The sequence below is a fragment of the Streptomyces sp. NPDC100445 genome (assembly GCF_044759735.1).
GTDB lineage: Bacteria > Actinomycetota > Actinomycetes > Streptomycetales > Streptomycetaceae > Streptomyces.
On sequence record NZ_JBIVZV010000012.1, the window covers coordinates 34,376 to 57,641 of the forward strand.

At 71.7% G+C, this 23,266-nt stretch carries 24 protein-coding genes, 2 pseudogenes and 1 riboswitch; of the genes and pseudogenes, 19 read left to right on the forward strand and 7 right to left on the reverse strand.

Annotation, left to right across the window (positions count from 1 at the left end):
* Positions 1–14: 14 nt before the first annotated feature.
* Together gcvH and gcvT are read right to left on the reverse strand one after the other, a co-directional pair.
* A complete protein-coding gene (gene gcvH / locus ACIQVT_RS26090; protein WP_403758780.1) occupies positions 15–392 on the reverse strand; it encodes a glycine cleavage system protein GcvH in 378 nt (125 codons plus the stop codon).
* Positions 393–528: 136 nt separating this feature from the next.
* Positions 529–1,647, reverse strand: a complete 1,119-nt coding sequence (gene gcvT, locus ACIQVT_RS26095) for a glycine cleavage system aminomethyltransferase GcvT (protein WP_403758783.1) — start codon at positions 1,645–1,647, stop codon at positions 529–531.
* Between the two features lie 158 nt (positions 1,648–1,805).
* Positions 1,806–1,907, reverse strand: a riboswitch (glycine riboswitch).
* A 162-nt stretch (positions 1,908–2,069) separates the two neighbouring features.
* Here gcvT and ACIQVT_RS26100 point away from each other — a divergent pair.
* The 10 genes and pseudogenes from ACIQVT_RS26100 (at position 2,070) to ACIQVT_RS26145 (ending at position 13,991) form a co-directional block, all read left to right on the forward strand.
* Positions 2,070–2,771 (forward strand): AAA family ATPase, encoded by a 702-nt coding sequence (locus ACIQVT_RS26100; RefSeq protein WP_403758786.1) that lies wholly within the window; start codon positions 2,070–2,072, stop codon positions 2,769–2,771.
* Between the two features lie 104 nt (positions 2,772–2,875).
* Complete coding sequence (locus tag ACIQVT_RS26105; protein ID WP_403758789.1) at positions 2,876–3,667, forward strand: enhanced serine sensitivity protein SseB; 792 nt, start codon at positions 2,876–2,878, stop codon at positions 3,665–3,667.
* A 117-nt stretch (positions 3,668–3,784) separates the two neighbouring features.
* Positions 3,785–4,630, forward strand: a complete 846-nt coding sequence (locus tag ACIQVT_RS26110; RefSeq protein ID WP_403758792.1) for an enhanced serine sensitivity protein SseB C-terminal domain-containing protein — start codon at positions 3,785–3,787, stop codon at positions 4,628–4,630.
* 351 nt (positions 4,631–4,981) lie between these two features.
* The gene (locus ACIQVT_RS26115) at positions 4,982–5,980 is read left to right on the forward strand and encodes an ABC transporter permease (RefSeq protein ID WP_403758795.1); all 999 of its coding nucleotides are present in this window, start codon (positions 4,982–4,984) and stop codon (positions 5,978–5,980) included.
* A gap of 36 nt (positions 5,981–6,016) precedes the next feature.
* Positions 6,017–7,789: an ABC transporter substrate-binding protein gene (locus tag ACIQVT_RS26120; RefSeq protein ID WP_403758801.1), complete on the forward strand. Its 1,773-nt coding sequence runs from the start codon at positions 6,017–6,019 to the stop codon at positions 7,787–7,789.
* Between the two features lie 72 nt (positions 7,790–7,861).
* Positions 7,862–8,869 (forward strand): ABC transporter permease, encoded by a 1,008-nt coding sequence (locus ACIQVT_RS26125; protein ID WP_403758804.1) that lies wholly within the window; start codon positions 7,862–7,864, stop codon positions 8,867–8,869.
* Positions 8,866–9,960 carry an ABC transporter ATP-binding protein gene (locus tag ACIQVT_RS26130; protein WP_403758807.1) on the forward strand — a complete coding sequence of 365 codons (1,095 nt, stop codon included), beginning with the start codon at positions 8,866–8,868 and terminating at the stop codon, positions 9,958–9,960. Before ACIQVT_RS26125 ends, ACIQVT_RS26130 begins: the two co-directional genes overlap by 4 nt.
* Positions 9,957–11,046, forward strand: a pseudogene (locus ACIQVT_RS26135) (ABC transporter ATP-binding protein); the annotation flags it as partial. The gene ACIQVT_RS26130 and the pseudogene ACIQVT_RS26135, both read left to right, overlap by 4 nt.
* Positions 11,047–11,892: 846 nt before the next feature.
* Positions 11,893–13,284, forward strand: a complete 1,392-nt coding sequence (locus ACIQVT_RS26140; RefSeq protein WP_403758810.1) for a M1 family metallopeptidase — start codon at positions 11,893–11,895, stop codon at positions 13,282–13,284.
* 47 nt (positions 13,285–13,331) lie between these two features.
* Positions 13,332–13,991: a trimeric intracellular cation channel family protein gene (locus ACIQVT_RS26145; protein ID WP_403758813.1), complete on the forward strand. Its 660-nt coding sequence runs from the start codon at positions 13,332–13,334 to the stop codon at positions 13,989–13,991.
* Here ACIQVT_RS26145 and ACIQVT_RS26150 read toward each other — a convergent pair.
* A complete protein-coding gene (locus tag ACIQVT_RS26150; protein ID WP_403758816.1) occupies positions 13,900–15,147 on the reverse strand; it encodes an alpha/beta hydrolase in 1,248 nt (415 codons plus the stop codon). The two genes, ACIQVT_RS26145 and ACIQVT_RS26150, sit on opposite strands and share 92 nt — an antisense overlap.
* A gap of 165 nt (positions 15,148–15,312) precedes the next feature.
* On the opposite strand from ACIQVT_RS26150, the gene ACIQVT_RS26155 reads away from it, so the two are divergent.
* From ACIQVT_RS26155 to ACIQVT_RS26165, 3 genes and pseudogenes are all read left to right on the forward strand, one after another.
* Positions 15,313–15,663 (forward strand): MarR family transcriptional regulator, encoded by a 351-nt coding sequence (locus tag ACIQVT_RS26155; protein ID WP_403758819.1) that lies wholly within the window; start codon positions 15,313–15,315, stop codon positions 15,661–15,663.
* Positions 15,588–15,770, forward strand: a complete 183-nt coding sequence (locus ACIQVT_RS26160) for a hypothetical protein (RefSeq protein WP_403759493.1) — start codon at positions 15,588–15,590, stop codon at positions 15,768–15,770. Before ACIQVT_RS26155 ends, ACIQVT_RS26160 begins: the two co-directional genes overlap by 76 nt.
* Positions 15,771–15,791: 21 nt before the next feature.
* A pseudogene (locus tag ACIQVT_RS26165) lies at positions 15,792–16,022 on the forward strand (DUF1330 domain-containing protein); the annotation flags it as partial.
* A gap of 24 nt (positions 16,023–16,046) precedes the next feature.
* Here the strand turns inward: ACIQVT_RS26165 and ACIQVT_RS26170 are convergent.
* The gene (locus ACIQVT_RS26170; RefSeq protein ID WP_403758822.1) at positions 16,047–16,772 is read right to left on the reverse strand and encodes a dienelactone hydrolase family protein; all 726 of its coding nucleotides are present in this window, start codon (positions 16,770–16,772) and stop codon (positions 16,047–16,049) included.
* 119 nt (positions 16,773–16,891) lie between these two features.
* Here ACIQVT_RS26170 and ACIQVT_RS26175 point away from each other — a divergent pair, with 119 nt between their 5' ends.
* On the forward strand, positions 16,892–17,755 hold the full coding sequence (locus ACIQVT_RS26175; RefSeq protein WP_403758826.1) for a thioesterase family protein: 864 nt from the start codon (positions 16,892–16,894) through the stop codon (positions 17,753–17,755).
* An 87-nt stretch (positions 17,756–17,842) separates the two neighbouring features.
* Here the strand turns inward: ACIQVT_RS26175 and ACIQVT_RS26180 are convergent, their stop codons facing one another.
* Positions 17,843–18,469: a TetR family transcriptional regulator gene (locus ACIQVT_RS26180; protein WP_403758828.1), complete on the reverse strand. Its 627-nt coding sequence runs from the start codon at positions 18,467–18,469 to the stop codon at positions 17,843–17,845.
* A gap of 170 nt (positions 18,470–18,639) precedes the next feature.
* On the opposite strand from ACIQVT_RS26180, the gene ACIQVT_RS26185 reads away from it, so the two are divergent.
* The 3 genes from ACIQVT_RS26185 to ACIQVT_RS26195 all read left to right on the forward strand — a co-directional run bounded on the left by ACIQVT_RS26185 (position 18,640) and on the right by ACIQVT_RS26195 (position 20,424).
* Positions 18,640–18,804, forward strand: a complete 165-nt coding sequence (locus ACIQVT_RS26185) for a hypothetical protein (RefSeq protein ID WP_403758832.1) — start codon at positions 18,640–18,642, stop codon at positions 18,802–18,804.
* A 107-nt stretch (positions 18,805–18,911) separates the two neighbouring features.
* The gene (locus ACIQVT_RS26190; RefSeq protein ID WP_403758835.1) at positions 18,912–19,190 is read left to right on the forward strand and encodes a DUF4190 domain-containing protein; all 279 of its coding nucleotides are present in this window, start codon (positions 18,912–18,914) and stop codon (positions 19,188–19,190) included.
* 64 nt (positions 19,191–19,254) lie between these two features.
* Entirely contained in the window at positions 19,255–20,424 is a 1,170-nt protein-coding gene (locus ACIQVT_RS26195) for a cysteine desulfurase family protein (protein WP_403758838.1), read from the forward strand.
* Here the strand turns inward: ACIQVT_RS26195 and ACIQVT_RS26200 are convergent.
* Positions 20,417–21,100 carry an N-acetylmuramoyl-L-alanine amidase gene (locus ACIQVT_RS26200; protein ID WP_403758841.1) on the reverse strand — a complete coding sequence of 228 codons (684 nt, stop codon included), beginning with the start codon at positions 21,098–21,100 and terminating at the stop codon, positions 20,417–20,419. The genes ACIQVT_RS26195 and ACIQVT_RS26200 overlap by 8 nt on opposite strands.
* Before the next feature lie 78 nt (positions 21,101–21,178).
* On the opposite strand from ACIQVT_RS26200, the gene mnmA reads away from it, so the two are divergent.
* Positions 21,179–22,306 (forward strand): tRNA 2-thiouridine(34) synthase MnmA, encoded by a 1,128-nt coding sequence (mnmA, locus tag ACIQVT_RS26205; RefSeq protein WP_403758844.1) that lies wholly within the window; start codon positions 21,179–21,181, stop codon positions 22,304–22,306.
* Positions 22,307–22,339: 33 nt separating this feature from the next.
* Here the strand turns inward: mnmA and ACIQVT_RS26210 are convergent, their stop codons facing one another.
* Positions 22,340–22,663, reverse strand: a complete 324-nt coding sequence (locus ACIQVT_RS26210; RefSeq protein WP_403758847.1) for a DUF427 domain-containing protein — start codon at positions 22,661–22,663, stop codon at positions 22,340–22,342.
* Between the two features lie 65 nt (positions 22,664–22,728).
* On the opposite strand from ACIQVT_RS26210, the gene ACIQVT_RS26215 reads away from it, so the two are divergent.
* Positions 22,729–23,259, forward strand: coding sequence for a TIGR00730 family Rossman fold protein (locus ACIQVT_RS26215; protein ID WP_403758850.1), 531 nt, complete (start codon positions 22,729–22,731; stop codon positions 23,257–23,259).
* The last annotated feature ends 7 nt before the right edge of the window (positions 23,260–23,266 follow it).

Consider the following 23,266-nt stretch of genomic DNA (forward strand, 5'->3'; position numbering starts at 1 on the left):
GCGGCTACGACTCCTCAGCCGGCGGTGTGGGCGGCGTACTCGTCGGCGGAGAGCAGGTCGGCCGGCTCCTCCGTGACGCGGACCTTGAACAGCCAGCCGCCCTCGAAGGGGGCCGAGTTCACCAGCGAGGGGTCGTTGACGACGTCCTCGTTGATCTCGGTGACCTCACCGCCGACCGGCGAGTACAGGTCGGAGACCGACTTGGTGGACTCCAGTTCACCGCAGGTCTCGCCCGCCTCCACGGTGGTGCCGACCTCGGGGAGCTGGGCGTAGACCACATCGCCGAGCGCGTTGGCCGCGAACTCGGTGATGCCGACCGTCGCGACGCCGTCCTCGGCGGTCGACAGCCACTCGTGCTCCTTGCTGTAGCGCAGCTGCTGGGGGTTGCTCATGGCCTGGATTCTCCTGTACGCGCGGGAGTGCTGATGAAGGGGGGACGGTGCGAACTGCTCGTGAGCAGGGTGAATGTGCGCAGGGTCACGTCCGGCGGCGCGGGGCGTCCGCCGGGAGCGCCACCGCGCCCAGTGTCTACTTCTGGCGCTTGTAGAACGGCAGCGCCACGACCTCGTAGGGCTCGTGGGTGCCCCGGATGTCCACGCCGACGCCCTCGGTGCCCGGCGTCGCGTACGCCGCGTCGACGTACGCCATCGCGATCGGCCTGCCCAAGGTGGGGGAGGGGGCGCCGGAGGTGACCTCGCCGATCACCTGACCGCCGGCGACGACGGCGAAGCCGGCGCGCGGCACCCGGCGGCCCTCGGCGATCAGGCCGACGAGGACCCGGGGCGCCGTCGCCTCGGCGCGGGAGGCGGCCGCGGTGAGCGCCTCCCGCCCGACGAAGTCCCCGTCCTTCTCGAACTTGACCACCCGGCCGAGCCCGGCGTCGAACGGGGTGAGCGCGGTGGTCAGCTCGTGCCCGTACAGCGGCATGCCCGCCTCCAGGCGCAGGGTGTCCCGGCAGGACAGGCCGCACGGCACCAGGCCGACGCCCTCGCCGGCCTCGGTCAGCGCCTCCCACAGCCGTACGGCGTGCTCCGGGCGCACGAACAGCTCGAAGCCGTCCTCGCCGGTGTAGCCGGTACGGGCGATCAGCGCCGGGACGCCGGCGACCGTGCCGGGCAGCCCGGCGTAGTACTTCAGGCCGTCCAGGTCGGCGTCGGTGAGCGACTTCAGGATCCCGGGGGACTCGGGGCCCTGCACGGCGAGCAGCGCGTAGGCGTCCCGGTCGTCGCGGACCTCGGCGTCGAAGCCGGCGGCCCGCTCGGTCAGCGCGTCCAGCACCACCTGGGCGTTGGAGGCGTTGGCCACGACCATGTACTCGGTCTCGGCCAGCCGGTAGACGATGAGGTCGTCCAGGATGCCGCCGTCGGCCCGGCAGATCATGGTGTAGCGGGCGCGGCCCACGCCGACTGAGGCGATGTTGCCCACCAGGGCGAAGTTCAGCAGGGCGGCCGCACCGGCGCCGGTCACGGTGATCTCGCCCATGTGGGAGAGGTCGAACAGGCCGGCCCGGGTGCGCACCGCGAGGTGCTCGTCGCGCTCGGAGCCGTAGCGCAGGGGCATGTCCCAGCCGGCGAAGTCGGTCATGGTCGCGCCGAGTGCGCGATGCACGGCGTCCAGCGCGGTGTGGCGGAGTGGGGTGCTGCTCATCGGTCGGTCGTCTCCCAGGGCATACGGACGGGGCGAGGAACGTTCCTCCCCATCTGTCATCGAAAACCTGAGAGGTTCGCCACGACCGCCACGGGGACGGTCACGGCTTGCACCGTGGGTGGGGCCGCTGATCGCTGCGGCCCGCTTTTCAGATGTGCCTCGCCCGCGCGGTAACGGGGCCTGAGAGATTCAAGGGAGGGACTTGCTCCTTCGGCGCCCCAGGGGTCCGAGGGACCTGGGGACTCTCCCGCGCGGATTCAAGCGGCCGGTATGCAGTTGGCGCGCACATCATCGCATGAGACCCCGGCTTCTGTAACCGACCTGTGGCACGACCCGCACCGAACCACCGGGCACGGGCCATTACCTTCTCTTTAACTTCGATGGGCAGGACATGACCGAGCCCACAGGGGAGGACGAATACGGTGCACAGGACTCCGGCGTACGTCACCGCCGCCACCGGCCTCGCGGTGCCGAAGCAGCCCCCCGCCCCCGCCCCCGCCCGCCGCTGGGCACCCCCGGCCCCGGTCGTCCGGGACCTGCGCGACCGCGCCGGCCGCGGCCCGCGCGCCCTGGTCTTCGGGCCGCGCGACGTGGTGGTGATCACCGGGCTGCCCGGCAGCGGCAAGTCCACGCTGATGCGGCGCGCCGTCACCGGCCGCCGCGTCGACTCCCAGGACGCCCGCGACCGCTTCGCGGCCCGCCTGCCCCGCGCGCTGCCGTACGGGCTCTACCGCCCCCTGGTCCGCCTCGCGCACTACGCCGGCCTGCGCCGCGCCCTGCGCACCGGCGACGGCGTCGTCGTCCACGACTGCGGCACCCAGCCCTGGGTGCGTGGCTGGCTCGCCCGCGAGGCCCGCCGCCGTGGTGGCACCCTGCGCCTGCTCGTGCTCGACGTCGCGCCCGAGGTGGCGCGGGAGGGGCAGCGGGAACGGGGACGCGGGGTCTCCCGGTACGCCTTCCGCCGCCACCGCCGTACGGCGGCCCGGCTGCTGCGTGCGGTGGAACGGGGGGAGCTGCCCCCGGGCTGCGGCTCGGCGCTGCTGCTGGACCGCCCCGCCGCGGACGCCCTGCACCACCTGACCTTCGCCACCAGGGACCTCCACCGAACGCCCCGCACCACCTGACCTTCGCCACCCGGGAGCGCCGTCGACGTGCGCCCCGCCGCGATGTCACAGCCACCCGATAGCCTTCAACCTCACAGCAGTGGTTCCCAGCAGGCGGTAGGCACATGGACTTCCCGGCGGACCTTCCCGCGGACTTCCCGGCACAGGCACACCCCCAGCCGCACGGCGGTTGGCCCGGCAACGAGCTGGAGGAGGTGCTCTCGGCCTCCCTCGGCGTGCCCACGGCCGGCGGCCGGATCATCGAGGTCCTCGGCCGCAGCTTCCTGTGGATACCGCTGCCGGCCGGCGGCGGCCCGGACAGCGGCCCGTTGGACCTGCCCACCCTCGACATCGAGGGGCAGGTGTACGTGCCGGTGTTCAGCTCCGAGGAGCAGTTCCGCCAGGCGGCCGGCTCCCACATGTCCTTCGCCGTCGCCCCCGCCGTGGAGTTCGCCCGCGGCCTGCCGCCGCAGGCGGGCCTCGCCGTGAACCCGGGGGGCGTGGTCGGCATCCCGCTGCCGCCCCAGGCCGTGGCCGAGCTGTGCCGGGTGGGTCGCACCCCGCTGGACGGCCCCGGCAGCGGCGGCCGGGTCCGCCTCTTCGAGCCGGACTGGCAGGACGACCCGGTCGACTTCCTCTCCGCCGCCTCCGCCGAGTTCGCGGACACCGGCGTGGTGGTGACCGCCCGCCGCTGCCTCGCCGCCGTCGAGACGGAGGAACCGTCGCTGTTCGTCGGCGTGGAGCTGTCCCGGTGGGACGGTGACCTGCGCGCCGTGCCGCTGGCGGCGCTGGGCCGGGCCCTCGGCAGGGTCCCGGTGAAGTGGCCGGTCAACCTGGTCCTCATGGACGTCACCGACGACCCGGTGGCCGACTGGCTGAAGACCAACGTCCGCCCCTTCTACCGCTTCGGTCACTAGCGGACCGGCCGGCCCCTGACCCGTGGCCGGCCGCACCGCCGGGCCCGGTACGCCACCGCGCCCGCCCCGCGCACGGCCACGAGGCCCCGGGCCACCGGGCGCTTAAGCTGTCCCCCGATGCGGGGCACTCCACGAGAAGGGGCGGTAAGACAGGTGAGCGCGAGCCCGAGCGGCAGCGTCGAGCACATGTTGCGCCAGGTCACGCCTGGACGTTACGACGCCTACGAGGCCCTGTTGCGCGCCCTCGCCACCCCCTCCTCCGGCCAGATCTGGATGTTCCTGTGGCACGGCCAGGCCGGCTCCCCCGACGCCCAGTACGGTGACATGGAGGTCGACGGCGCCCACTACGCCCCCTGCGTCACCTCCGCCCAGGAACTCTCGGCCAGCGGTTGGAACCGTTCCTACGAGGTGGTCGACGGCCTCGACGTGGCCCGCACCCTCTACCCCGACCACTACGGCCTGTGGCTCAATCCGCACGCTGCGGGCGGTGGCGTCGGCATCCCCTGGCTCGACCTGCGCCGGATCGCCGCCGGTCTGGACCGCCAGCCGGCCGGCCCCCTGAGCCTGTCCGAACCCACCATCGAGATCCCGCAGTTCTACGCCCTGCTCGCGCAGAACGCGCACCGCACCCCCGCGCTGCGCTCGCTGCGCCGGGCCTGGGTGCAGCCCGCGCTCGGGGCGCCGTACCTGGCCCTCGGCCTGGACGTGTACGACACCTCTCCGGCGGCGGTCGACTCGGTGCGCGCGATGATGCAGCAGTCCGTCGGCGCGGTCCCGGAGGGGCTGCCGGTCTCGACGGTCGTGATGACCGACGGCTACGACCCGGTGGTCATGTGGATGCGGGCCAATGCGCGCCCCTTCTACGACCGGGAGGCCCACGCCGTCGCCCCGCCGCCCCGGCCCCCGCTCCAGGTTCCGCCGGCCGCCGGCTACGGATACCCGCCCGCGCACGGCGCCTACTGACCAACGGACCCGGGTGCGGCCGGCGTTGGGTGGGGTGGCATCGTACGGGTGGGTGACGCGCTTCTGCGCGCGTAGACGCCGCCGGTACGTCCCCTTCCGGGGCAATTCGGCGCTCTGCCCCAACTGGCACACGTCCGGGGTCCGTTACCCACTGTTCGGATAACGGAATCCCTTGCACTGCATCACGGTTGCGCATACTTTCGCCGCCAACTCTGGCGGGTGATCACGACGACGCTGAAGACTCGCGACTCAAGACGCGGGGCCGAGGCCCCGCGATCGATGGCAAGTCGACAAAGCCGCAATCCGCGGCAGGCGCAGGCCGGTCACCACCGGCGAGAGGGGTCGCTCACCGTGACCGCACCGATCGAGACCACCGGGGCGGCAGCCGAGGCACAGCCGGAGGCTGTGCTGGCGGGTGTCGGAAAGGGGCAGATCGAGGGTCGTTCCCTGGGCCAGATCGCCTGGACCCGGTTCAAGAAGGACAAGGTCGCCGTCGCGGGCGGCGTCATCGTGGTCCTGTTGATCCTCCTCGCGATCCTCTCGCGCCCCCTCCAGGCCGTGTTCGGGCTCGACCCCAACGCCTTCCACCAGGACCTGATCACCCCCGACACCTCGCTGCCCAAGGGCAGTTGGGGCGGCATGAGCCTGGACCACCCGCTCGGTGTGGACCCGAAGTTCGGCCGGGACATCGCCACCCGCGTCCTGGAGGGCTCCTGGGTGTCGCTGGTGGTCGCCTTCGGCGCGACGATCCTGTCGAACGTGATCGGCGCGGTCCTCGGTGTCGTGGCGGGCTACTACGGCGGGCGGGTCGACTCGATCATCAGCCGGCTGATGGACACCTTCCTCGCCTTCCCCCTCCTGCTCTTCGCGATCGCCATCTCCGCCACCCTCCAGGGCGGCGCCTTCGGCCTCAACGGACTGCCGCTCCACCTGAGCGTGCTCATCTTCGTCATCGGCTTCTTCAACTGGCCGTACCTGGGCCGTATCGTCCGAGGCCAGACCCTCGCCCTGCGTGAGCGCGAGTTCGTCGACGCCTCCCGGGGCATGGGCGCCAAGGCTCCGTACATCCTGTTCCGCGAGCTGATGCCCAACCTGGTCGGCCCGATCATCGTCTACTCGACGCTGCTGATCCCGACCAACATCCTCTTCGAGGCGTCCCTGAGCTACCTCGGCGTCGGCATCCAGCCCCCGCAGGCCTCCTGGGGCGGCATGCTCCGCGAAGCGGTCACCTACTACCAGGTCGACCCGGAGTACATGATCGTCCCCGGCCTCGCCATCTTCGTCACCGTCCTCGCGTTCAACCTGCTCGGCGACGGTCTCCGCGATGCTCTCGACCCGCGCAGCCGCTGACGCCTGCTGCGAAGAGCCTGAAATTTTTTTCCAACAATGGAGGGGAAAGCGCCCATCATGCGAAGGTCAGCGCTGGCCGCTATAGCGGCCATCGGCTCCGTCAGCCTGCTTCTCGCCGGCTGCAGCAAGGCCGATGACAACAAGAACGACAACGGCACCAAGTCGGCCGGGGCCAACGCCGCGACCAAGGGCGTCGTCAACGCGTCCGACAAGAAGGGCGGCACGCTCACCTACGAGCTGTCCGACGTCCCGGACTCCTTCGACCCCGGCAACACGTACTACGCGTACATGTACAACCTCAGCCGGCTGTACGCCCGCCCGCTGATGACCTTCCAGCCGGGCGCCGGCGAGAAGGGCAACACCCTCGTCCCCGACCTCGCGGCGAGCAAGGGCGTGCCGAGCGACGGCGGCAAGACCTGGACGTACAAGCTGCGTGCGGGTCTGAAGTACGAGGACGGCTCGCCGATCACCTCGAAGGACGTCAAGTACGCCGTCGAGCGCTCCAACTTCGCGCGTGACGTGCTCTCCCTCGGCCCGAACTACTTCCAGCAGTTCATGGCCGGTGGCGACAAGTACAAGGGCCCGTACAAGGACAAGAGCGCCAAGGGCCTGTCCTCCATCCAGACGCCGGACGACACCACCATCGTCTTCCACCTGAAGCAGGCCTTCCAGGAGTTCGACTACCTGGTCGCCGCCCCGCAGACGGCCCCGGTGCCGCAGGCGAAGGACACGGGCGTCGACTACATCAAGCACATCGTCTCCTCGGGCTCCTACAAGTTCCAGAGCTACCAGGACGGCCGGCAGGCCGTGCTGGTGCGCAACCCGAACTGGGACCCGAAGACGGACCCGCTGCGCAAGCAGCTGCCCGACAAGATCGTCGTCAAGCTGAAGGTCAACGCCGAGACGATCGACCAGGACGTCCTCGCCGGCGACGCGATCGACCTGGCCGGCACCGGTGTCCAGGCCTCCACCCAGGCCAAGGTCCTCACCGACGCCGACAAGAAGGCCAACACGGACAACACCTACGGTGGCCGTCTCGTGTACCTGGCGATCAACACCAAGGTCGCGCCGTTCGACAAGGTCGAGTGCCGCAAGGCCGTCCAGTACGCCATCGACAAGGTCTCGGTGCAGACCGCCGAGGGCGGCCCGATCCGCGGTGAGGTCGCCTCCACCGTCCTGCCGCCGGACATCCCGGGCTACGAGAAGAACGACGCGTACGCCACCAACGGCAACAAGGGCGACGCGGCCAAGGCCAAGGAGCAGCTGAAGGCCTGCGGCAAGGCGCCGATCAACACCAACATCTCGGCGCGCTCCGACCGGCAGCCGGAGATCGACGCGGCCACGGCGATCATCAACTCGCTGAAGAAGGTCGGCATCAACGCCTCCCTGAAGCAGTACCCGTCGGGCAAGTACTTCACCGACTACGTGGGTGTGCCGAAGTTCTCGGAGAAGCAGAACCTCGGTCTGATCATGATGCAGTGGGGTGCCGACTGGCCGTCCGGCTACGGCTTCCTCCAGCAGATCCTGAACGGCAAGGCGATCAGCCAGTCGGGCAACACCAACCTGTCGCAGTACGACAACAAGGACGTCAACACGCTCCTCGGCAAGGCGATCGGCACCCAGGACACCGCCGCGCGCAACAGCCTGTACACGCAGATCGACAAGAAGACCATGGACGATGCCGTCCTCGTCCCGCTGACCTACTTCAAGGTCCTGCTCGCCCGCCCGCAGAACTACACCAACCTGGTTTCCACGGCGGCCTTCAGCGGTCAGTACGACTACCTCAACATCGGCGTCGCGTCGAAGTAGCAGCCCCGGAAGGCAGGTGAAGGCATTGGTGCCCGCGGGTTTCGCGGCCCGCGGGCACCAGCGCCGATCCCCGTGATCTCGTACATCCTCCGCCGGACGTTCGCGGCAGTGATCCTGCTGCTGGTCGTCTCCGCGGTCACCTTCGCCATCTTCTTCCTGCTGCCACGGCTCGTCGGCCAGACAGCGGACCAGCTGGCGCAGCAGTACATCGGCAAAAGCCCGTCGCCGGCGGACATCGCCGCCGTCAAGCACAACCTCGGTCTGGACCAGCCCGTCTACGTCCAGTACTGGCACTTCATCAAGGGGATCGTGGCCGGCGCCACCTACGACCTCGGCCCCACCACGGTGCACTGCGACGCGCCCTGCTTCGGCTACTCCTTCAAGAACCACCAGGCGGTCTGGCCGGAGCTCACCTCGCGCCTTCCGATCACCCTCTCGCTGGCCGTGGGTGCCGCCGTCCTGTGGCTGCTCTCGGGCGTGGTGGCCGGCGTCGTCTCGGCGCTGAAGCCGCGCTCGGCACTCGACCGCGGATTCATGGGCATCGCGCTCGCCGGTGTCTCGCTGCCCATGTTCTTCACGGGCAACCTGGCGATCCTGCTCTTCGAGTACCAGTGGCCGATCTTCGGCAAGTCCTACGTCCCGTTCACCGATAACCCCTCGCAGTGGGCCAACACCCTCTTCCCGGCGTGGTGTTCGCTCGCCCTGCTGTACTCCGCCATCTACGCGCGGCTCACCCGCTCGGGGATGCTGGAGACGATGAACGAGGACTTCATCCGCACGGCCCGCGCCAAGGGCCTCCAGGAGCGCAACGTCGTCGTCCGGCACGGACTGCGTGCCGCCCTCACCCCGATCATCACCGTCTTCGGCATGGACATCGGTCTGCTGCTCGGCGGCGCCGTGATCACCGAGAGCGTCTTCTCGCTGCCCGGCATCGGCCAGTACGCGGTACAGGGCATCACCGACAACGACCTGCCCAAGATCCTCGGCGTGACCCTGCTCGCCGCCTTCTTCGTCGTGATCGCAAATCTCCTGGTGGACGTGCTGTACGCCGCCGCCGACCCGCGGGTGAGGCTCTCGTGACCGAACTCTCCAAGACCGGTGCCGCCGTGGGCGGGCCCACGCCCGCCGGCAAGGCGCCGGAAGCCTTCCTCGAGGTCCGCGACCTCAAGGTGCACTTCCCCACCGACGACGGCCTGGTCAAGTCCGTCGACGGGCTCAGCTTCTCGCTGGAGAAGGGCCGCACCCTCGCCATCGTGGGCGAGTCCGGCTCCGGCAAGTCGGTCACCTCGCTGGCCGTCATGGGCCTGCACCGGCTCGGCCCGCGCGGCAAGAACGTGCGGATGTCCGGCGAGATCTGGCTGGACGGCAAGGAGCTGGTCTCCGCCGCCCCGGACGAGGTGCGCAAGCTCCGCGGCCGCGAGATGGCGATGATCTTCCAGGACCCGCTGTCCGCGATGCACCCGTACTACAAGGTCGGCGACCAGATCGTCGAGGCCTACCGGGTGCACCACGACGTCAGCAGGAAGGTCGCCCGCAAGCGTGCGATCGAGATGCTCGACCGGGTCGGCATCCCCGAGCCCGCCAAGCGCGTCGACGGCTACCCGCACGAGTTCTCCGGCGGTATGCGCCAGCGCGCCATGATCGCCATGGCGCTGGTGAACAACCCCGAGCTGCTCATCGCGGACGAGCCGACCACCGCGCTCGACGTGACCGTCCAGGCGCAGATCCTCGACCTGATCCGCGACCTCCAGAAGGAGTTCGGCTCCGCGGTCATCATGATCACCCACGACCTGGGTGTGGTCGCCGAGATCGCCGACGACGTCCTGGTGATGTACGGCGGCCGGTGCATCGAGCGCGGTCCGGCCGGCGAGGTCTTCGAGCAGCCGCAGCACCCCTACACCTGGGGCCTGCTCGGCTCGATGCCCCGCATCGACCGCGACACCTCCGAACGGCTCATCCCGGTCAAGGGCCAGCCGCCGAGCCTCATCAACGTCCCCTCGGGCTGCGCCTTCCACCCGCGCTGCCCGTACGCGGACATCCCCAAGGGGAACGTCACCCGGACGGTGCGCCCCGAGCTGGAGCTGGTGGGTACCGGGCACTGGTCCGCCTGCCACCTGTCGGCCGAGGACCGCCAGCGGATCTGGACCGAAGAGATTGCGCCGAAGCTGTGAGTGAGACCAAGAAGACGGACGGGGCCGAGGCCGTGATCCCGCAGCAGGCGACGGCCCCCGAGGACCGTGACGTGCTGCTCCGGGTCGAGGGCCTGACGAAGCACTTCCCGATCAAGAAGGGCATCCTCCAGCGCCAGGTCGGCGCGGTGAAGGCCGTCGACGGCATCGACTTCGAGGTGCGCAAGGGCGAGACCCTGGGCGTGGTCGGCGAGTCGGGCTGCGGCAAGTCGACCATGGGCCGGGTCATCACCCGGCTCCAGGACCCGACCGGCGGGAAGATCACCTTCGAGGGCCGGGACATCACGCGGCTGGGCACCGGGCAGATGCGTCCGCTGCGCCGCGACATCCAGATGATCTTCCAGGACCCGTACGGCTCCCTGAACCCCCGGCACACCATCGGCTCCATCGTCTCCGCGCCCTTCCGGCTCCAGGGCGTGGAGCCCGAGGGCGGGGTGAAGAAGGAGGTCCAGGGTCTGCTGGAGCTGGTCGGCCTCAGCCCCGAGCACTACAACCGCTACCCGCACGAGTTCTCCGGCGGCCAGCGCCAGCGCATCGGCATCGCCCGCGCGCTCGCCCTCAAGCCGAAGCTGGTCGTGGCCGACGAGCCGGTCTCCGCGCTGGACGTGTCGATCCAGGCGCAGGTCGTCAACCTCATGGACGACCTCCAGCAGGAGCTGGGCCTCACCTATGTGATCATCGCCCACGACCTCTCCGTGGTCCGGCACGTCTCGGACCGCATCGCGGTGATGTACCTCGGCAAGATCGTCGAACTGGCCGACCGCAACTCGCTGTACGAGGCGCCGATGCACCCGTACACCAAGGCCCTGATGTCGGCGGTGCCGGTCCCGGACCCCAAGCGCCGGGGCCAGAAGACCGAGCGCATCCTGCTGCGCGGTGACGTCCCGTCGCCGATCGCCCCGCCCTCCGGCTGCCGGTTCCACACCCGCTGCTGGAAGGCGACGCAGATCTGCAAGACGACCGAGCCGCAGCTCGTGGAGCTGCGGCCGGGTCAGCGGGTCGCCTGCCACCACCCGGAGAACTTCGCCGACCAGGCACCGCAGGACACGGTCCTGCTGTCGTCGGCGGTGGCCTCCGCCGACGCGGCGGGCAAGGAGCCGGTGTCCGAGGTGGCCGGCGGCCGGGCGGCGGCGCCGGAGCCGGCGGAGGAGGTCGCGGCACCGGAGGCGGTGGCCGCGTCCGAGGCGGCCGCGGACGCGGGCGCGCACACCGGACCGGGCGCGCGCACCGCGACGCCGACGGCGTCGGAACATGCTCCCGCAGCCGCGGAGGAGGCTTCGACCTCGGCCTCGGCCACGGAAGAGGTCCCGGCCGACGAGCCGAAGGCGAAGGAGCCCGCACCGGAGCCGTCCGCGCCGGAAACCCCGGCGGCCGAGGCCCCGGCGTCCGAGGCTTCTGCGACTGAGACCCCGGAGGACGAGGCTTCCACGTCCGAGGCTCCAGCGGCCGAGGTCCTGGCGACCGAGGCTTCGGACACCGAGCCTTCTGCGACCGAGGCCTCCGCGACCAAGGCCCCCGCGATCAAGGCTCCGGCGGCTAAGGCTTCTACGGCCGAGGCTCCCGTGACCGAGGCCTCCGTGACCGAGGCCTCCGTGACCGAGGCTCCGGCGGCCGAGGCTCCCTTGACCGAGACCCCCGTGACCGCGACCGAGGCTTCTTCCACTGAAGTTCCCGCGGCCGAGGCTCCTGCCTCAGAGGTCCCGGAGGACAAGGCTGCCGAGGCCGTGAAGGGCGAGAAGGCCGAGGGGACCGGCAAGGCGCCGAAGGGCGCGGACGCCGGTGGTGAGTCCCCGGAGGCCCCCGGGAAGTAGCACATGACGACTGGGCAAAGTCATGTACATGCCTGATCGGGAGAGCGCAGAGTCGTCCGTGTCAGCCCACTGACCGGTACATGCTCGAAAGGGACGACGACTCATGGCACTCTCCCGTTCGGCACGTCTGGGGGCCGTCGCCACCGCGGCGGCCTCCTTCCTCGTCGTCGCCGCCTCGGCCGCCCCCACCCAGGGCGCCCCGGGGATCGGCGACACCTACTTCCCCCGGCTCGGCAACGGCGGCTTCGACGCCCGCCACTACGACCTCGACGTGGCCTACGCCCCCGGCACCGGCCGCCTCGACGGCCGTACGACCCTCACCGCCCGTGCCACCCGCACCCTCTCCTCCTTCGACCTCGACCTCCAGCAGCTGGAGATCACCCGCGTCGAGGTCGACGGCCGGCCGGCGAGTTTCACGCGCGACGGCGACGAGGTCACCGTCACCCCGCGGCGCGACCTGCGGGCCGGACGGGACTTCCGCGTCACCGTCACCTACGGCGGTGTGCCGCAAGCCCTCGGCGGGCCCATCGTCTTCGGCTCCCGGTACGGCTGGATGAAGACCGACGACGGCGTCTTCGTCGCCTGCGAGCCCAACGCCGCCTCCACCTGGTTCCCGTCCAGCGACCACCCCTCCGACAAGGCCACCTACGACATCCGGATCAAGGCGCCCGAGGGGCTGACCGCCGTCTCCAACGGCCGGCTGGTGTCGACGTACGACCGGGGCGGCTCGACGTACACCCACTGGCGGGAGTCCCGGCCGATGGCGACCTACCTCGCCACCGCCACCATCGGGAAGTTCGACGTGCGCACCGGACGGACCCCCGGCGGCATCCCGGTGTACGTGGCGATCGACCCCGTGCTGAAGAACGCCAACAGCGTCGACGTGTACGCCGTCACCTCCGCCGTCACCGACTACTGGTCGCGGGTCTTCGGGCCGTACCCGTTCGAGGAGACCGGCGCCATCGTGGACGACATGCCCGACGCGGGGTTCTCGCTGGAGGTGCAGAGCAAGCCCGCCTACTCGGCCGTGCGCAGCGAGACGACCATCGTGCACGAGCTGGCCCACCAGTGGTTCGGCGACTCGGTGAGCGTGGCCCGCTGGAAGGACATCTGGCTCAACGAGGGGTTCGCCACCTACGCCCAGTGGCTGTGGGCGGAGCACCAGGGCACCCGCACCGCCCACGACTCCTTCCGCGCCGCCTACGACGCCCGCCCCGCCGACTCCTCCTTCTGGCAGGTGAAGGTGGGCGACCCGCAGCGGGACACGATGTTCGCCTCCGCCGTCTACCAGCGGGGCGCGATGACGCTCCAGGCCCTGCGCGAGCGGATCGGCGACACCGCCTTCTTCCGGCTGCTGCCCGCCTGGACGGCACTGCACCGGTACGGCAACGCGGACACTGCCGACTTCGTCCGCCTCGCCGAGCGGGTCAGCGGTCAGCAGCTGGACGATCTGTTCGACTCCTGGCTGTTCACCACAGGGAAACCGACCCTGTGAGCCTGGCTTTGTAAGGTTTCTGCTCCCCGGCGGGTGAGAATGTCAGGGTGCAGCTCCAGCAACTCTTCAGTCCCTCCGTCCAGCACACGCTCGATGTGATCGGCATCTTCGTGTTCGCGATCTCCGGCGCCCTGCTGGCCGTCCGGAAGAACTTCGACGTCTTCGGGATCGCGGTCCTCGCCGAGGTCACCGCGCTGGGCGGGGGGCTGTTCCGCGACGTGGTCATCGGGGCCGTGCCCCCGGCCGCCTTCACGGACCTCGGGTACTTCCTGACGCCCCTGCTCGCCACGCTCGTCGTCTTCTTCCTGCACCCGCACGTCGAGCGCATCCAGGCCGCGGTGCTCGTCTTCGACGCGGCCGGCCTCGGCCTGTTCTGCGTCAGCGGTACGACGAAGGCGTACAGCTACGGCCTCGGCCTGACCGCGTCGGCCACCATGGGCCTGGCCACCGCGGTCGGCGGCGGTGTGCTGCGCGACGTGCTGGCCAACGAGGTGCCCTCGCTGCTGCGCTGGGACCGCGACCTGTACGCGGTCCCGGCGATCGTCGGCGCCACCATGGTGGCGCTGTGCCTGCGCTACGGCGCCCTGACCCCGTTCACCAGCGGGCTCGCGGTCGTCACGGCCTTCGTGCTCCGGCTGCTCGCGATGCGGTTCCACTGGCGAGCGCCGCGCGCGTGGAACCGCCGTTCGACGGTGACCGAGGAGTAGATCCGGCGAGGGAGCCGTCCTGACCGGCGGCACGGTTCTGGCCCATCTGGAGGGTCAGCCAGCGGAAGGCCGCGGGGACCTGCGGCCGCCACAGGGCCATGGTGTGGCCGCCCGCGCTGCGCGGCAGGAACACCACGTGCACGGTGGTCGGCGCCTGGGCGGCGGACGCCAGGGCCTCGCCCGCCTGGTAGCCGTCGCCGGACTCGCCGGAGAGGTACAGCGCGACGGGCGGCGGCGCGGCGGCCCTCCTGAGCAGCAGGTAGGGGTTGTTCGCGGCGCGCAGGGCGGGGGTCTGGGCGGCGAGGGAACTGCGTTCGCCGATCGGGTCGTTGTAGCCGGACATGCTGACCGCGGCCCGGTACCGGCCGGGGTGGGCCACCGCCAGCTTGACCGCGCAGTGCGCGCCCGCCGAGTACCCGGCCACCGCCCAGCCGCGGGGAGCGGGCTGGGCCCGGAAGTTGTCGGTGACCATCTTCGGCACGTCGACGCTGAGCCAGGTGTCGGCGTTGACCTGGCCCGGGACGTTGGCGCAGCCGGTGTCCACCCCGGCCAGCAGGTTGGTGCGCGGGGCGACCAGGATGAACGGCGCCACCCGACCGCTGCGCATCAGCGGCAGCAGCTGCTCGTGGGTCCGCATCGACCCGAACCACGCCTTGGCGGAGCCGGGGTAGCCGGGGAGCAGTTCGACCACGGGGAACCGCTTGTGCCGGTAGGCCGGGTCGTCGTACTGCGGCGGCAGCCAGACGTAGACCTCGGCGTTCACCCCGGAGACCCGGCCGCGCAGCTGGGTGACCCGCACGCCGCCGGCCGCGCGCATGCCGGGCCCGTCGGCGGCCCGGAAGGTCTGCCTGACCTTGGGCAGCCGTTTGACCGCGATGCCGCCGGTGCCGTCCCGGCCGAGGTCGGCGGCCTCCTGGACGTGGTTGCCGGTGCCCAGCAGGTCCGCCCAGTTGTCGTACAGGTTGTTCTGGTTGTTGACCAGCACGAAGACCAGGGTGACGGCCGTGCCCTGGGCGAACAGCAGCATGAGGATCCGGGCCGCGGCCCGCAGCGGCCGGGGTCCGCGCATCCGCGACCACAGGACGAGCGGCAGTATGAGGGCGGCCACCGACAGGGCGAGGGTGGTGTAGAGGAACGGAGTCCCGGTGAGGCTCATGTCCCCATAGAGGGGAATCCGCGACCAGGGGTTGTGGACGTGTCCGGACACTTACTCAGAAATTACCGGAACCTCACCCGGAGGCCCGAACCCCCCCGAGGCCGGCGATGGCCGGCCGTCGTCGCGGGTGTGGATCCAGGCCGCCCGGGCCGAGTCGAGCCGAGCGTGAGCCGTCAAGACACCGCTCCCGGCGCGTCCGCCGCCATCGGGGCAGCCCTCTACGGCCTGGCCACCAGGGTCGCGAGGCGCCTGCCCCGGGACACGAGCCTGACGTCCGCCGCCACCCTGGCCACCCTGGACCGGACCGGCCCGCGGCGCATCACCGATCTGGCCGCGGTCGAGGGCGTCACCCAGCCCGCGATGACCGCCCTGGTCCGAGTGATGGAGGAGTCCGGCCTGGTCGAGCGGCGGGCGACGCGTCCGACAAGCGGGTCACGCTGGTGTGCCTCATCGAGGCCGGCGCCTCCTATGTCCGGACGCGGCGCCAGGCGCGCGTCCTCGCGTTCGAGCGGTTGATCGGCGAGCTCACCGGCGACGAGGTCGAGGCGCTGATGGCGGCCCTTCCGGCGCTGAAGCACCTGGCAGAGCTAGAGAGCCAGGACCGAGAAGGGCCGAAGCGGTGACCGGGCAGCCGGTCGGCGGGGTCGCGGGAAGGCGTTGCCGGTGGCGCGTTCCGAGACGCCGTTGCTGGTCCCCGCCCTGATGTTCATCGCTCTCGTCGTGACGCCGGAATCGCCGAGCGCACCGTCCTGATCGAGTTCGACAGCTTCGAGCAGGCCGTCGCGGCGCGCGAGAGCGCGGCCTACCAGGAGGCGCTGGCCGCCCTCGCCGACGGCGTCGAACGCGACTTCCGCATCGTCGAAGGCATCGACTGACCGAGGTGTCAGGAGCCGACCGGATCAATCGGTGACGGGCAGGCACTCGGTGAGCAGGGCGACGATGTCACGCCAGGCTCGCTGTGCGTGCCGTGGGTGGTGGCCGACGCCGGGGGGCGTGGTGTGGTCGACCGTCGGGTGGTGGAAGGCGTGAAGGGCTCCTCCGTAGACCACGAGGCGCCAGTCGACGCCCGCGGCCTGCATCTCCGCGGTGAACGCCTCCCGTTGCGCGGGCGGCATGATCGGGTCCTCCGACCCGACCCCGGCCCATACCGGGCAGCGGATGCGCGCCGCCTCGCCCGGACGGCCCGTGGTGGTCGCGTTGACTGTCCCGATAGCGCGCAGGTCGACGCCGTCGCGACCGAGTTCCAGGGCGACCGCGCCCCCGGTGCCGTAGCCGATGGCGGCGGTCCGGTCGGGGTCGGCCCGTGGTTCGGCACGCAACACGTCGAGCGCCGCGTGACCGATTCCGCGCATGCGGTCGGGATCGGCGAGCAGCGGCAGGCAACGGGCCAACATCTCCTCCGGGTCCGCCAGATAGCGTCCGCCGTGGAGGTCGAAGGCCAGCGCCACGTAACCCAGCTCGGCCAGAGCCTCGGCCCGCCGGCGCTCGACATCGCTGAGCCCCATCCCCTCGGGGCCGATCAGGACCGCGGGCCGGCGCCCGGCACCGGCCGGGAGCGCGAGGTGTCCGATCATCGTCAGGTTGTCGGCCGGGTATTCGACCGTACGGGTGGTGACCGTCGTCATGGACTGGACGGTAGTGATCGGCGCGCCCGCTGGGGGTGGTGTTCACCGATGGCAGACAGCGGATAGGGCCGCAATGGACAAAGCTACCGCTTAGTAGTTTGCTGTTGTACCGTTCCTCCATGCCAGAAGCGACTTCCGCCCCCTCCCCGTCGCGGGCCGTGATCGGCGACAGCGAGTTCGACCGCGACACCGCGGTCACCCGGCGCGAGCCCGGCGTCTACGACGTCGACCTCTCGGCCGGCTGGACCATCATCAACGCCGTCAACGGCGGCTATCTGCTCGCCGTCCTCGGCCGGGCCCTGGCGGACACCCTCCCGCACCCGGACCCGTTCACCATCACCGCGCACTACCTGACCGCCTCCCGGCCCGGTCCGGCGGTCGTCCGCACCGAGACCGTCCGCACCGGCCGCACCCTCTCCACCGGCCAGGCCTCGCTGCTCCAGCTCGACGACGAGGGCAACGAGGTCGAACGCATCCGCGTCCTCGCCTCCTACGGCGACCTCGCCGCCCTCCCCGACGACGTGCGTACCACGGCCACCCCGCCCGCGATCCCGCCGCTGGAGCGCTGCTTCGGCCCGGACGACGCGCCGGCGCCCGTCCCCGGCAGCTCGGCGATCGCCGACCGGTTGATGCTCAAGCTGGACCCGGAGACCCTCGGTTGGGCACTCGGCGCGCCCTCCGGAAAGGGTGAGATGCGCGCCTGGTTCGGCCTCGCCGACGGCCGCGACGCCGACCCCCTGTCGCTGCTCCTCGCGGTGGACGCCCTCCCGCCCACCGCCTTCGAGATCGGCCTCCAGGGCTGGGTCCCGACGGTCGAGCTCACCGTCCACGTCCGCCGGCGGCCGGCCGCCGGCCCGCTGCGCGTGGCCATCACCACCCGCAACCTGGCCGGCGGCTTCCTGGAGGAGGACGCCGAGGTCTGGGACAGCGAGGACCACCTGGTCGCCCAGTCCCGCCAGCTGGCCCGCGCCCGGCTCGGCTGACGGGCACCGGACCGAGGTGAGGGGCGGCTCCCGGGCCGTCCCTCACCTTCATGCCCGTACGCCCGTACGCCCGCGCGGCGGGGGAGCTCAGTCGAGCCAGTGGCCCCGACCGATGGTGATGAGCCGCAGCTGACGGGTGGCGAGCCGGGTCACCCGCTCGCGCTCCTCCTCCGGGGCCTCCAGCGCCTCCAGGAACAGCGAGGCGGTGATGAGCATCTGGTCGACGTAGAGGTGCGCCAGCATCAGCAGGTCGTCGTCGCTCCAGCCCGCCGCCTCCGGGTCCCCGGCCAGCTCGGCCTTCACCTCCTCGGCGAACCGCGACAACTGGTCCCGTATGGCCTCGCGCACCGGCTGCACCCCGCCGTGCCGTTCCCGGGCGACGAAGCGGACGTGCGCCGGGTACGCCGCCACGTGACCGGCGATCAGCTCGACGGCGCGCGTGATGCGTTCCTCGCTGTCGCCCGTCGTGGACACCGTCGTCCGCACCATCGGGTGCAGGCTCCCCAGCGCCTCGTCGACCAGGGCCACCCCGAGGTCGGCGGTCGAGCGGAAGTGCCGGTAGAAGGCGGTCGGCGCGACGCCGACGGCCCGGGTGACCTCGCGCAGGCCCAGGCTGCTCAGGCTCTGCTCCTCCAGCAGCGCGAGCGCCGCGTCGAGGAAAGCCTGCCGGGTCTTCTGCTTCTGGGCCTGGCGGATGCCGAGGGTGTGACTCATGTCATCCAGTTAACAACTGTTCTCCGGAATTGGAAAGCCGTCGGAGGCGCTAGACTCGGAGTCAGTGAACAACTGTTACTACAACTGTTCACCCAAACTTCACGCCGACCGGACGCACCGACCGATCACGCCGATCGTCCACGAGGTATTCCGAAGGGGGATCCGATCCCATGCTGTTCCTCGTCGCCGCTCTCATGCTGTTCGGGGTCGTGCTGGGCACCGTCGCCCACGCGCCGCTGACCGTCACCGCCGCCCTGGCCGCCGTCATCGCCGTCTGGCTCGCCGTCTTCGCCCTCCGCGAGCGCCACGCCCGTCGGCGGCCCACGACCGACTGACCGGCCGCGGCGTCCGCCGCCGGGGCCGCCCGAGGCCACGCGGACACCAGGAGCACCACGACCATCGTGACCACCCGTATCACCGGGACCATCAGGAGCTGACACCCATGCACCTCACCGCACCGGCCGCGCCCCGCGCCGACACCCGCCCGCGCGTGCGTGACGCCGACGGCATGGCCGTGGCGTCCTTCGTCCTCGGCCTGCTCGGCCTGCTCGTCCTCAACCTCTTCCTCGGCCCCGTCGCCGTCGTCCTCGCCGCGGTCGCCCTGTGGCGCGGCACCGGCCGCCCGGGTCGCGCCTGGCTGGGCCTGGCCCTGGGCGTCGCCGACCTCGCCGTGCTGGTGGCGGCCATGGAGGTGTCCGGCACGGTGTCCTGGAGCCTGTGAGGCGCCGCAAGCGGCCCGGTGCGGCCTGGGCCGGCCGAGGGCGCCACGTAGAATCGGCGTCACCATGGCATACCTCGACCACGCCGCCACGACTCCGATGCTCCCGGAGGCGGCGGAGGAACTGACCGCCCAGCTGAGCATCACCGGCAACGCGTCCGCACTGCACGCCTCCGGCCGCCGGGCCCGCCGTACGGTCGAGGAATCCCGCGAGGCCCTGGCGGAAGCGCTGGGCGCCCGCCCCAGCGAGGTCGTGTTCACCTCCGGCGGCACCGAGGCCGACAACCTGGCCGTGAAGGGCCTCTACTGGTCGCGCCGCGCCGCCGACCCGGCCCGCACCCGGGTCCTGGCCAGCCCCGTCGAGCACCACGCCGTGCTGGACGCCGTGCACTGGCTCGGCGAGCACGAGGGCGCCACGGTCGAGTACCTTCCCGTCGACGCCCACGGCCGCGTCCACCCCGAGGTCCTGCGCGAGGCCGTCGCCCGCAACCCCGACGATGTCGCCCTGGCCACCGTGATGTGGGCCAACAACGAGATCGGCACCGTCATGCCGGTCCGTGAACTCGCCGATGTCGCGGCCGAGTTCGGCGTTCCGCTGCACGCCGACGCGGTCCAGGCGTTCGGTCAGGTCCCGGTCGGCTTCGAGGCCTCCGGTCTCGCCGCGATGACGGTGTCCGGCCACAAGATCGGCGGACCGTACGGCATCGGCGCCCTGATCCTCGGCCGCGACCACACCCCCGTGCCCGTGCTGCATGGCGGCGGCCAGGAACGCGACGTCCGCTCCGGCACGCTCGACGTCCCCGCCGTCGCCTCCTTCGCCGTGGCCGGCCGGCTCGCCGCCGCACGGCAGGAGCGGTTCGCCCGCGAGATCGGCGCCCTGCGCGACCGGCTGGTCGACGCCGTCCGCACGACCGTGCCGGACGCGCTGCTCGGCGGCGACCCGGCCCCCGACGGCCGCCTGCCCGCCAACGCGCACTTCACCTTCCCCGGCTGCGAGGGCGACTCCCTGCTGCTCCTGCTGGACGCCCAGGGCATCGAGTGCTCCACCGGCTCCGCCTGCACCGCGGGCGTCGCCCAGCCCAGCCATGTCCTCCTCGCCACCGGCACCGACCCGGACCTCGCCCGCGGCACCCTGCGGTTCTCCCTGGGGCACACCTCCACCCGGGCCGACGTCGACGCGGTGGCCGAGGCGATCGGCCCTGCGGTGGAACGGGCCCGCGCGGCCGGCCTCACCTAGGGCCCGTCGTACGGACCGGGCCGGACGCGTCCCCGGCGCGCGCGGCGCGGACCAGGCCGATGTACCGCTCCCAGTCCCAGAACCGGCCCGGGTCGGTGTGATCCGTGCCCGGCACCTCCACGTGCCCCACGATGTGCTCCCGGTCGACGGGTATGCCGTACCGCCGGCAGACCGCCGCCGTCAGCCGCGCCGAGGCCGCGTACAGGGCGTCCGTGAAGGACGAGGCGTCCGCCACGAACCCCTCGTGCTCGATGCCGACGCTGCGCTCGTTGTACCCCCGGTCGCCCGCGTGGAAGGCGACGTCCAGTTCCCGGACCAGCTGGGTGACCCGCCCGTCCCGGCGCACGACGTAGTGCGCCGCCGCCCCGTGCGCCGGGTCCCGGAACACCTTCACCGCCGACGCGTAGTCGCCCTGGGTGACGTGCACCACCACCCGGTCCACCGGGTAGTCCCGCGGCCGGTCCGCCCGCCGGTAGTTCGCCGGGGAGGCCGCCACCCAGCGCGCGCCCCGGAAGTCCACCGCGCCCGCGACCCGCGGCTCGGCCACCCCCGGCAGCCGCCACCACAGGCGGGACAGCTCCTGGCGGGCCAGCGCGGCGGTGCCCACCGCGGCCGCGGCCCCGCCGACGAGCAGGGCGCGCCGGCCCAGCCGCCGGTCCCCGTCCTTCGCCGCCACTTCCGTCACCACCCCCCACGGACCGTCAACGCATATCCGGCCGACCGGGTTCCCACGCCCCCGTACCCTGGAAGGGCTATGACTGACACCCCGCAGCGCACCCGCCCCCTCCGCGTCCTCGCCGCCATGTCCGGCGGGGTCGACTCAGCCGTCGCCGCCGCGCGCGCCGCGGAAGCCGGCCACGACGTCACCGGCGTCCACCTCGCGCTCTCCGCGAACCCGCAGTCCTTCCGTACCGGCGCGCGGGGCTGTTGCACCGTCGAGGACTCACGCGACGCCCGCCGCGCCGCCGACGTCATCGGCATCCCGTTCTACGTCTGGGACCTCGCCGACCGCTTCCGCGAGGACGTCGTCGAGGACTTCGTCGCCGAGTACGAGGCCGGCCGCACCCCGAACCCGTGCCTGCGCTGCAACGAGAAGATCAAGTTCGCCGCGCTCCTGGACAAGGCGCTGGCCCTCGGCTTCGACGCCGTCTGCACCGGCCACTACGCCAAGGTGATCGTGCGCGAGGACGGCTCCCGCGAACTGCACCGCGCCTCCGACATGGCCAAGGACCAGTCGTACGTGCTCGGCGTGCTGGACGAGAGGCAGCTCGCCCACGCCCTGTTCCCGCTCGGCGACACGGTCACCACCAAGGACGAGATCCGCGCGGAGGCCGAGCGCCGGGGCCTGGCCGTCGCCAAGAAGCCCGACTCCCACGACATCTGCTTCATCGCCGACGGCGACACCCAGGGCTTCCTGGCGAAGCGGCTCGGCCGGGCCGAGGGCGACATCGTCGACGAGTCCGGCACCCGGCTCGGCACGCACGAGGGCGCGTACGGCTTCACCATCGGCCAGCGCAAGGGTCTCCGGATCGGCACCCCGGCCCCCGACGGCAAGCCCCGCTACGTCCTGGACATCTCCCCGGTCACCAACACCGTCACCGTCGGCCCCGCCGCCGCCCTGGACGTCACCGCCCTCACCGCGATCAGGCCCCGCTGGTGCGGCACCGCCCCCACCGCCGCCGGTACCTACGCCGCGCAGCTGCGGGCCCACGGCGGCGAGACCGAGGTGACCGCGGAGCCGGCCGGCGGCGAGCTGCGGGTCACCTTCACCGAGCCGGTCCGCGGGGTCGCCCCCGGCCAGGCGATCGTGCTGTACGACGGCACGCGCGTGGTGGGCTCGGCGACGATCGCCACCACCACCCGCGCAGCGGCGGCGGTCTGAGCCCGGCCGCCGCCCGGCCGGCCTCCCCGCCGGTCAGGACACCTCGGTGTCGTAGAAGCAGAAGTGGTCCTTGATCTCGGCGACCCCCGGCAGCGGGTCGGGGTACGCCCAGACGAGGTCGGGCGCGTCCGGCAGCGACCAGTACGACGCCGTGCCCTTGAAGGGGCAGACCGTGCGCGTGTCGGAGGGGGTCAGCAGGTCCAGCCGCACGTCCTCGGCGGGCACGTAGTACCGCACCGGGCAGCCCGTCTCCCGCAGCTCCAGCGAGCGGTCGGACTCGGCGAGCACCCGGCCGTCGCGCTCCACGCGCACGTGCCGCCCGCTCTTCTCGATCGTGATCGTGTGTCCTCGTGTCATACCGGGTCAGCACCGCTCGGGCCGCGCTTCTTCCCGCGCGGCCCGGCCACCGTACGGTAGGGGCCATGAACATCTGCGTCTTCCTGTCCGCCGCCGATCTCGACGAGCGGTACACCCGCCCCGCGCGGGCGTTCGCCGAACTGATCGGCCGGGCCGGTCACACGCTGGTCTGGGGCGGCTCGGACGTCGGCCTGATGAAGGTGGTCGCCGACGGTGTGCACGAGTCGGGCGGCAGGCTGCTGGGCGTCTCGGTGGAGTTCCTGGCGAACAAGGCACGGCCCGGCGCCGACGAGATGGTCGTCGCCGCCGACCTCGCCGAGCGCAAGAAGCTGCTGCTGGAGAAGGCCGACGCCGTGGTGATCATGGTGGGCGGCACCGGCACCCTCGACGAGGCCACCGAGATCCTGGAGCTGAAGAAGCACGGCCGCACCGACAAGCCGGTCGTCCTGCTCAACACCGCGGGCTTCTACGACGGCCTCCAGCAGCAGTTCCTCCGCATGGAGGCCGAGGGCTTCCTGCCCCGCCCGCTGTCCGAGCTGGTCTTCTTCGCCGAGGAGCCCGCCGCGGCGCTCGCGTACCTGGAGTCCGCGACATGAGCGGCCA

Coding starts and splice junctions, on each gene's coding strand:
- ACIQVT_RS26120 (WP_403758801.1), top strand. CDS start 6,017: ATGGAGGGGAAAGCGCCCATCATGCGAAGGTCAGCGCTGGCCGCTATA.
- mnmA (WP_403758844.1), top strand. CDS start 21,179: ATGACTGACACCCCGCAGCGCACCCGCCCCCTCCGCGTCCTCGCCGCC.
- ACIQVT_RS26150 (WP_403758816.1), bottom strand. CDS start 15,147: ATGAGCCTCACCGGGACTCCGTTCCTCTACACCACCCTCGCCCTGTCG.
- ACIQVT_RS26210 (WP_403758847.1), bottom strand. CDS start 22,663: ATGACACGAGGACACACGATCACGATCGAGAAGAGCGGGCGGCACGTG.
- ACIQVT_RS26185 (WP_403758832.1), top strand. CDS start 18,640: ATGCTGTTCCTCGTCGCCGCTCTCATGCTGTTCGGGGTCGTGCTGGGC.
- ACIQVT_RS26195 (WP_403758838.1), top strand. CDS start 19,255: ATGGCATACCTCGACCACGCCGCCACGACTCCGATGCTCCCGGAGGCG.
- ACIQVT_RS26110 (WP_403758792.1), top strand. CDS start 3,785: ATGCGGGGCACTCCACGAGAAGGGGCGGTAAGACAGGTGAGCGCGAGC.
- ACIQVT_RS26105 (WP_403758789.1), top strand. CDS start 2,876: ATGGACTTCCCGGCGGACCTTCCCGCGGACTTCCCGGCACAGGCACAC.
- ACIQVT_RS26215 (WP_403758850.1), top strand. CDS start 22,729: ATGAACATCTGCGTCTTCCTGTCCGCCGCCGATCTCGACGAGCGGTAC.
- gcvH (WP_403758780.1), bottom strand. CDS start 392: ATGAGCAACCCCCAGCAGCTGCGCTACAGCAAGGAGCACGAGTGGCTG.
- ACIQVT_RS26180 (WP_403758828.1), bottom strand. CDS start 18,469: ATGAGTCACACCCTCGGCATCCGCCAGGCCCAGAAGCAGAAGACCCGG.
- gcvT (WP_403758783.1), bottom strand. CDS start 1,647: ATGAGCAGCACCCCACTCCGCCACACCGCGCTGGACGCCGTGCATCGC.
- ACIQVT_RS26190 (WP_403758835.1), top strand. CDS start 18,912: ATGCACCTCACCGCACCGGCCGCGCCCCGCGCCGACACCCGCCCGCGC.
- ACIQVT_RS26170 (WP_403758822.1), bottom strand. CDS start 16,772: ATGACGACGGTCACCACCCGTACGGTCGAATACCCGGCCGACAACCTG.
- ACIQVT_RS26175 (WP_403758826.1), top strand. CDS start 16,892: ATGCCAGAAGCGACTTCCGCCCCCTCCCCGTCGCGGGCCGTGATCGGC.
- ACIQVT_RS26140 (WP_403758810.1), top strand. CDS start 11,893: ATGGCACTCTCCCGTTCGGCACGTCTGGGGGCCGTCGCCACCGCGGCG.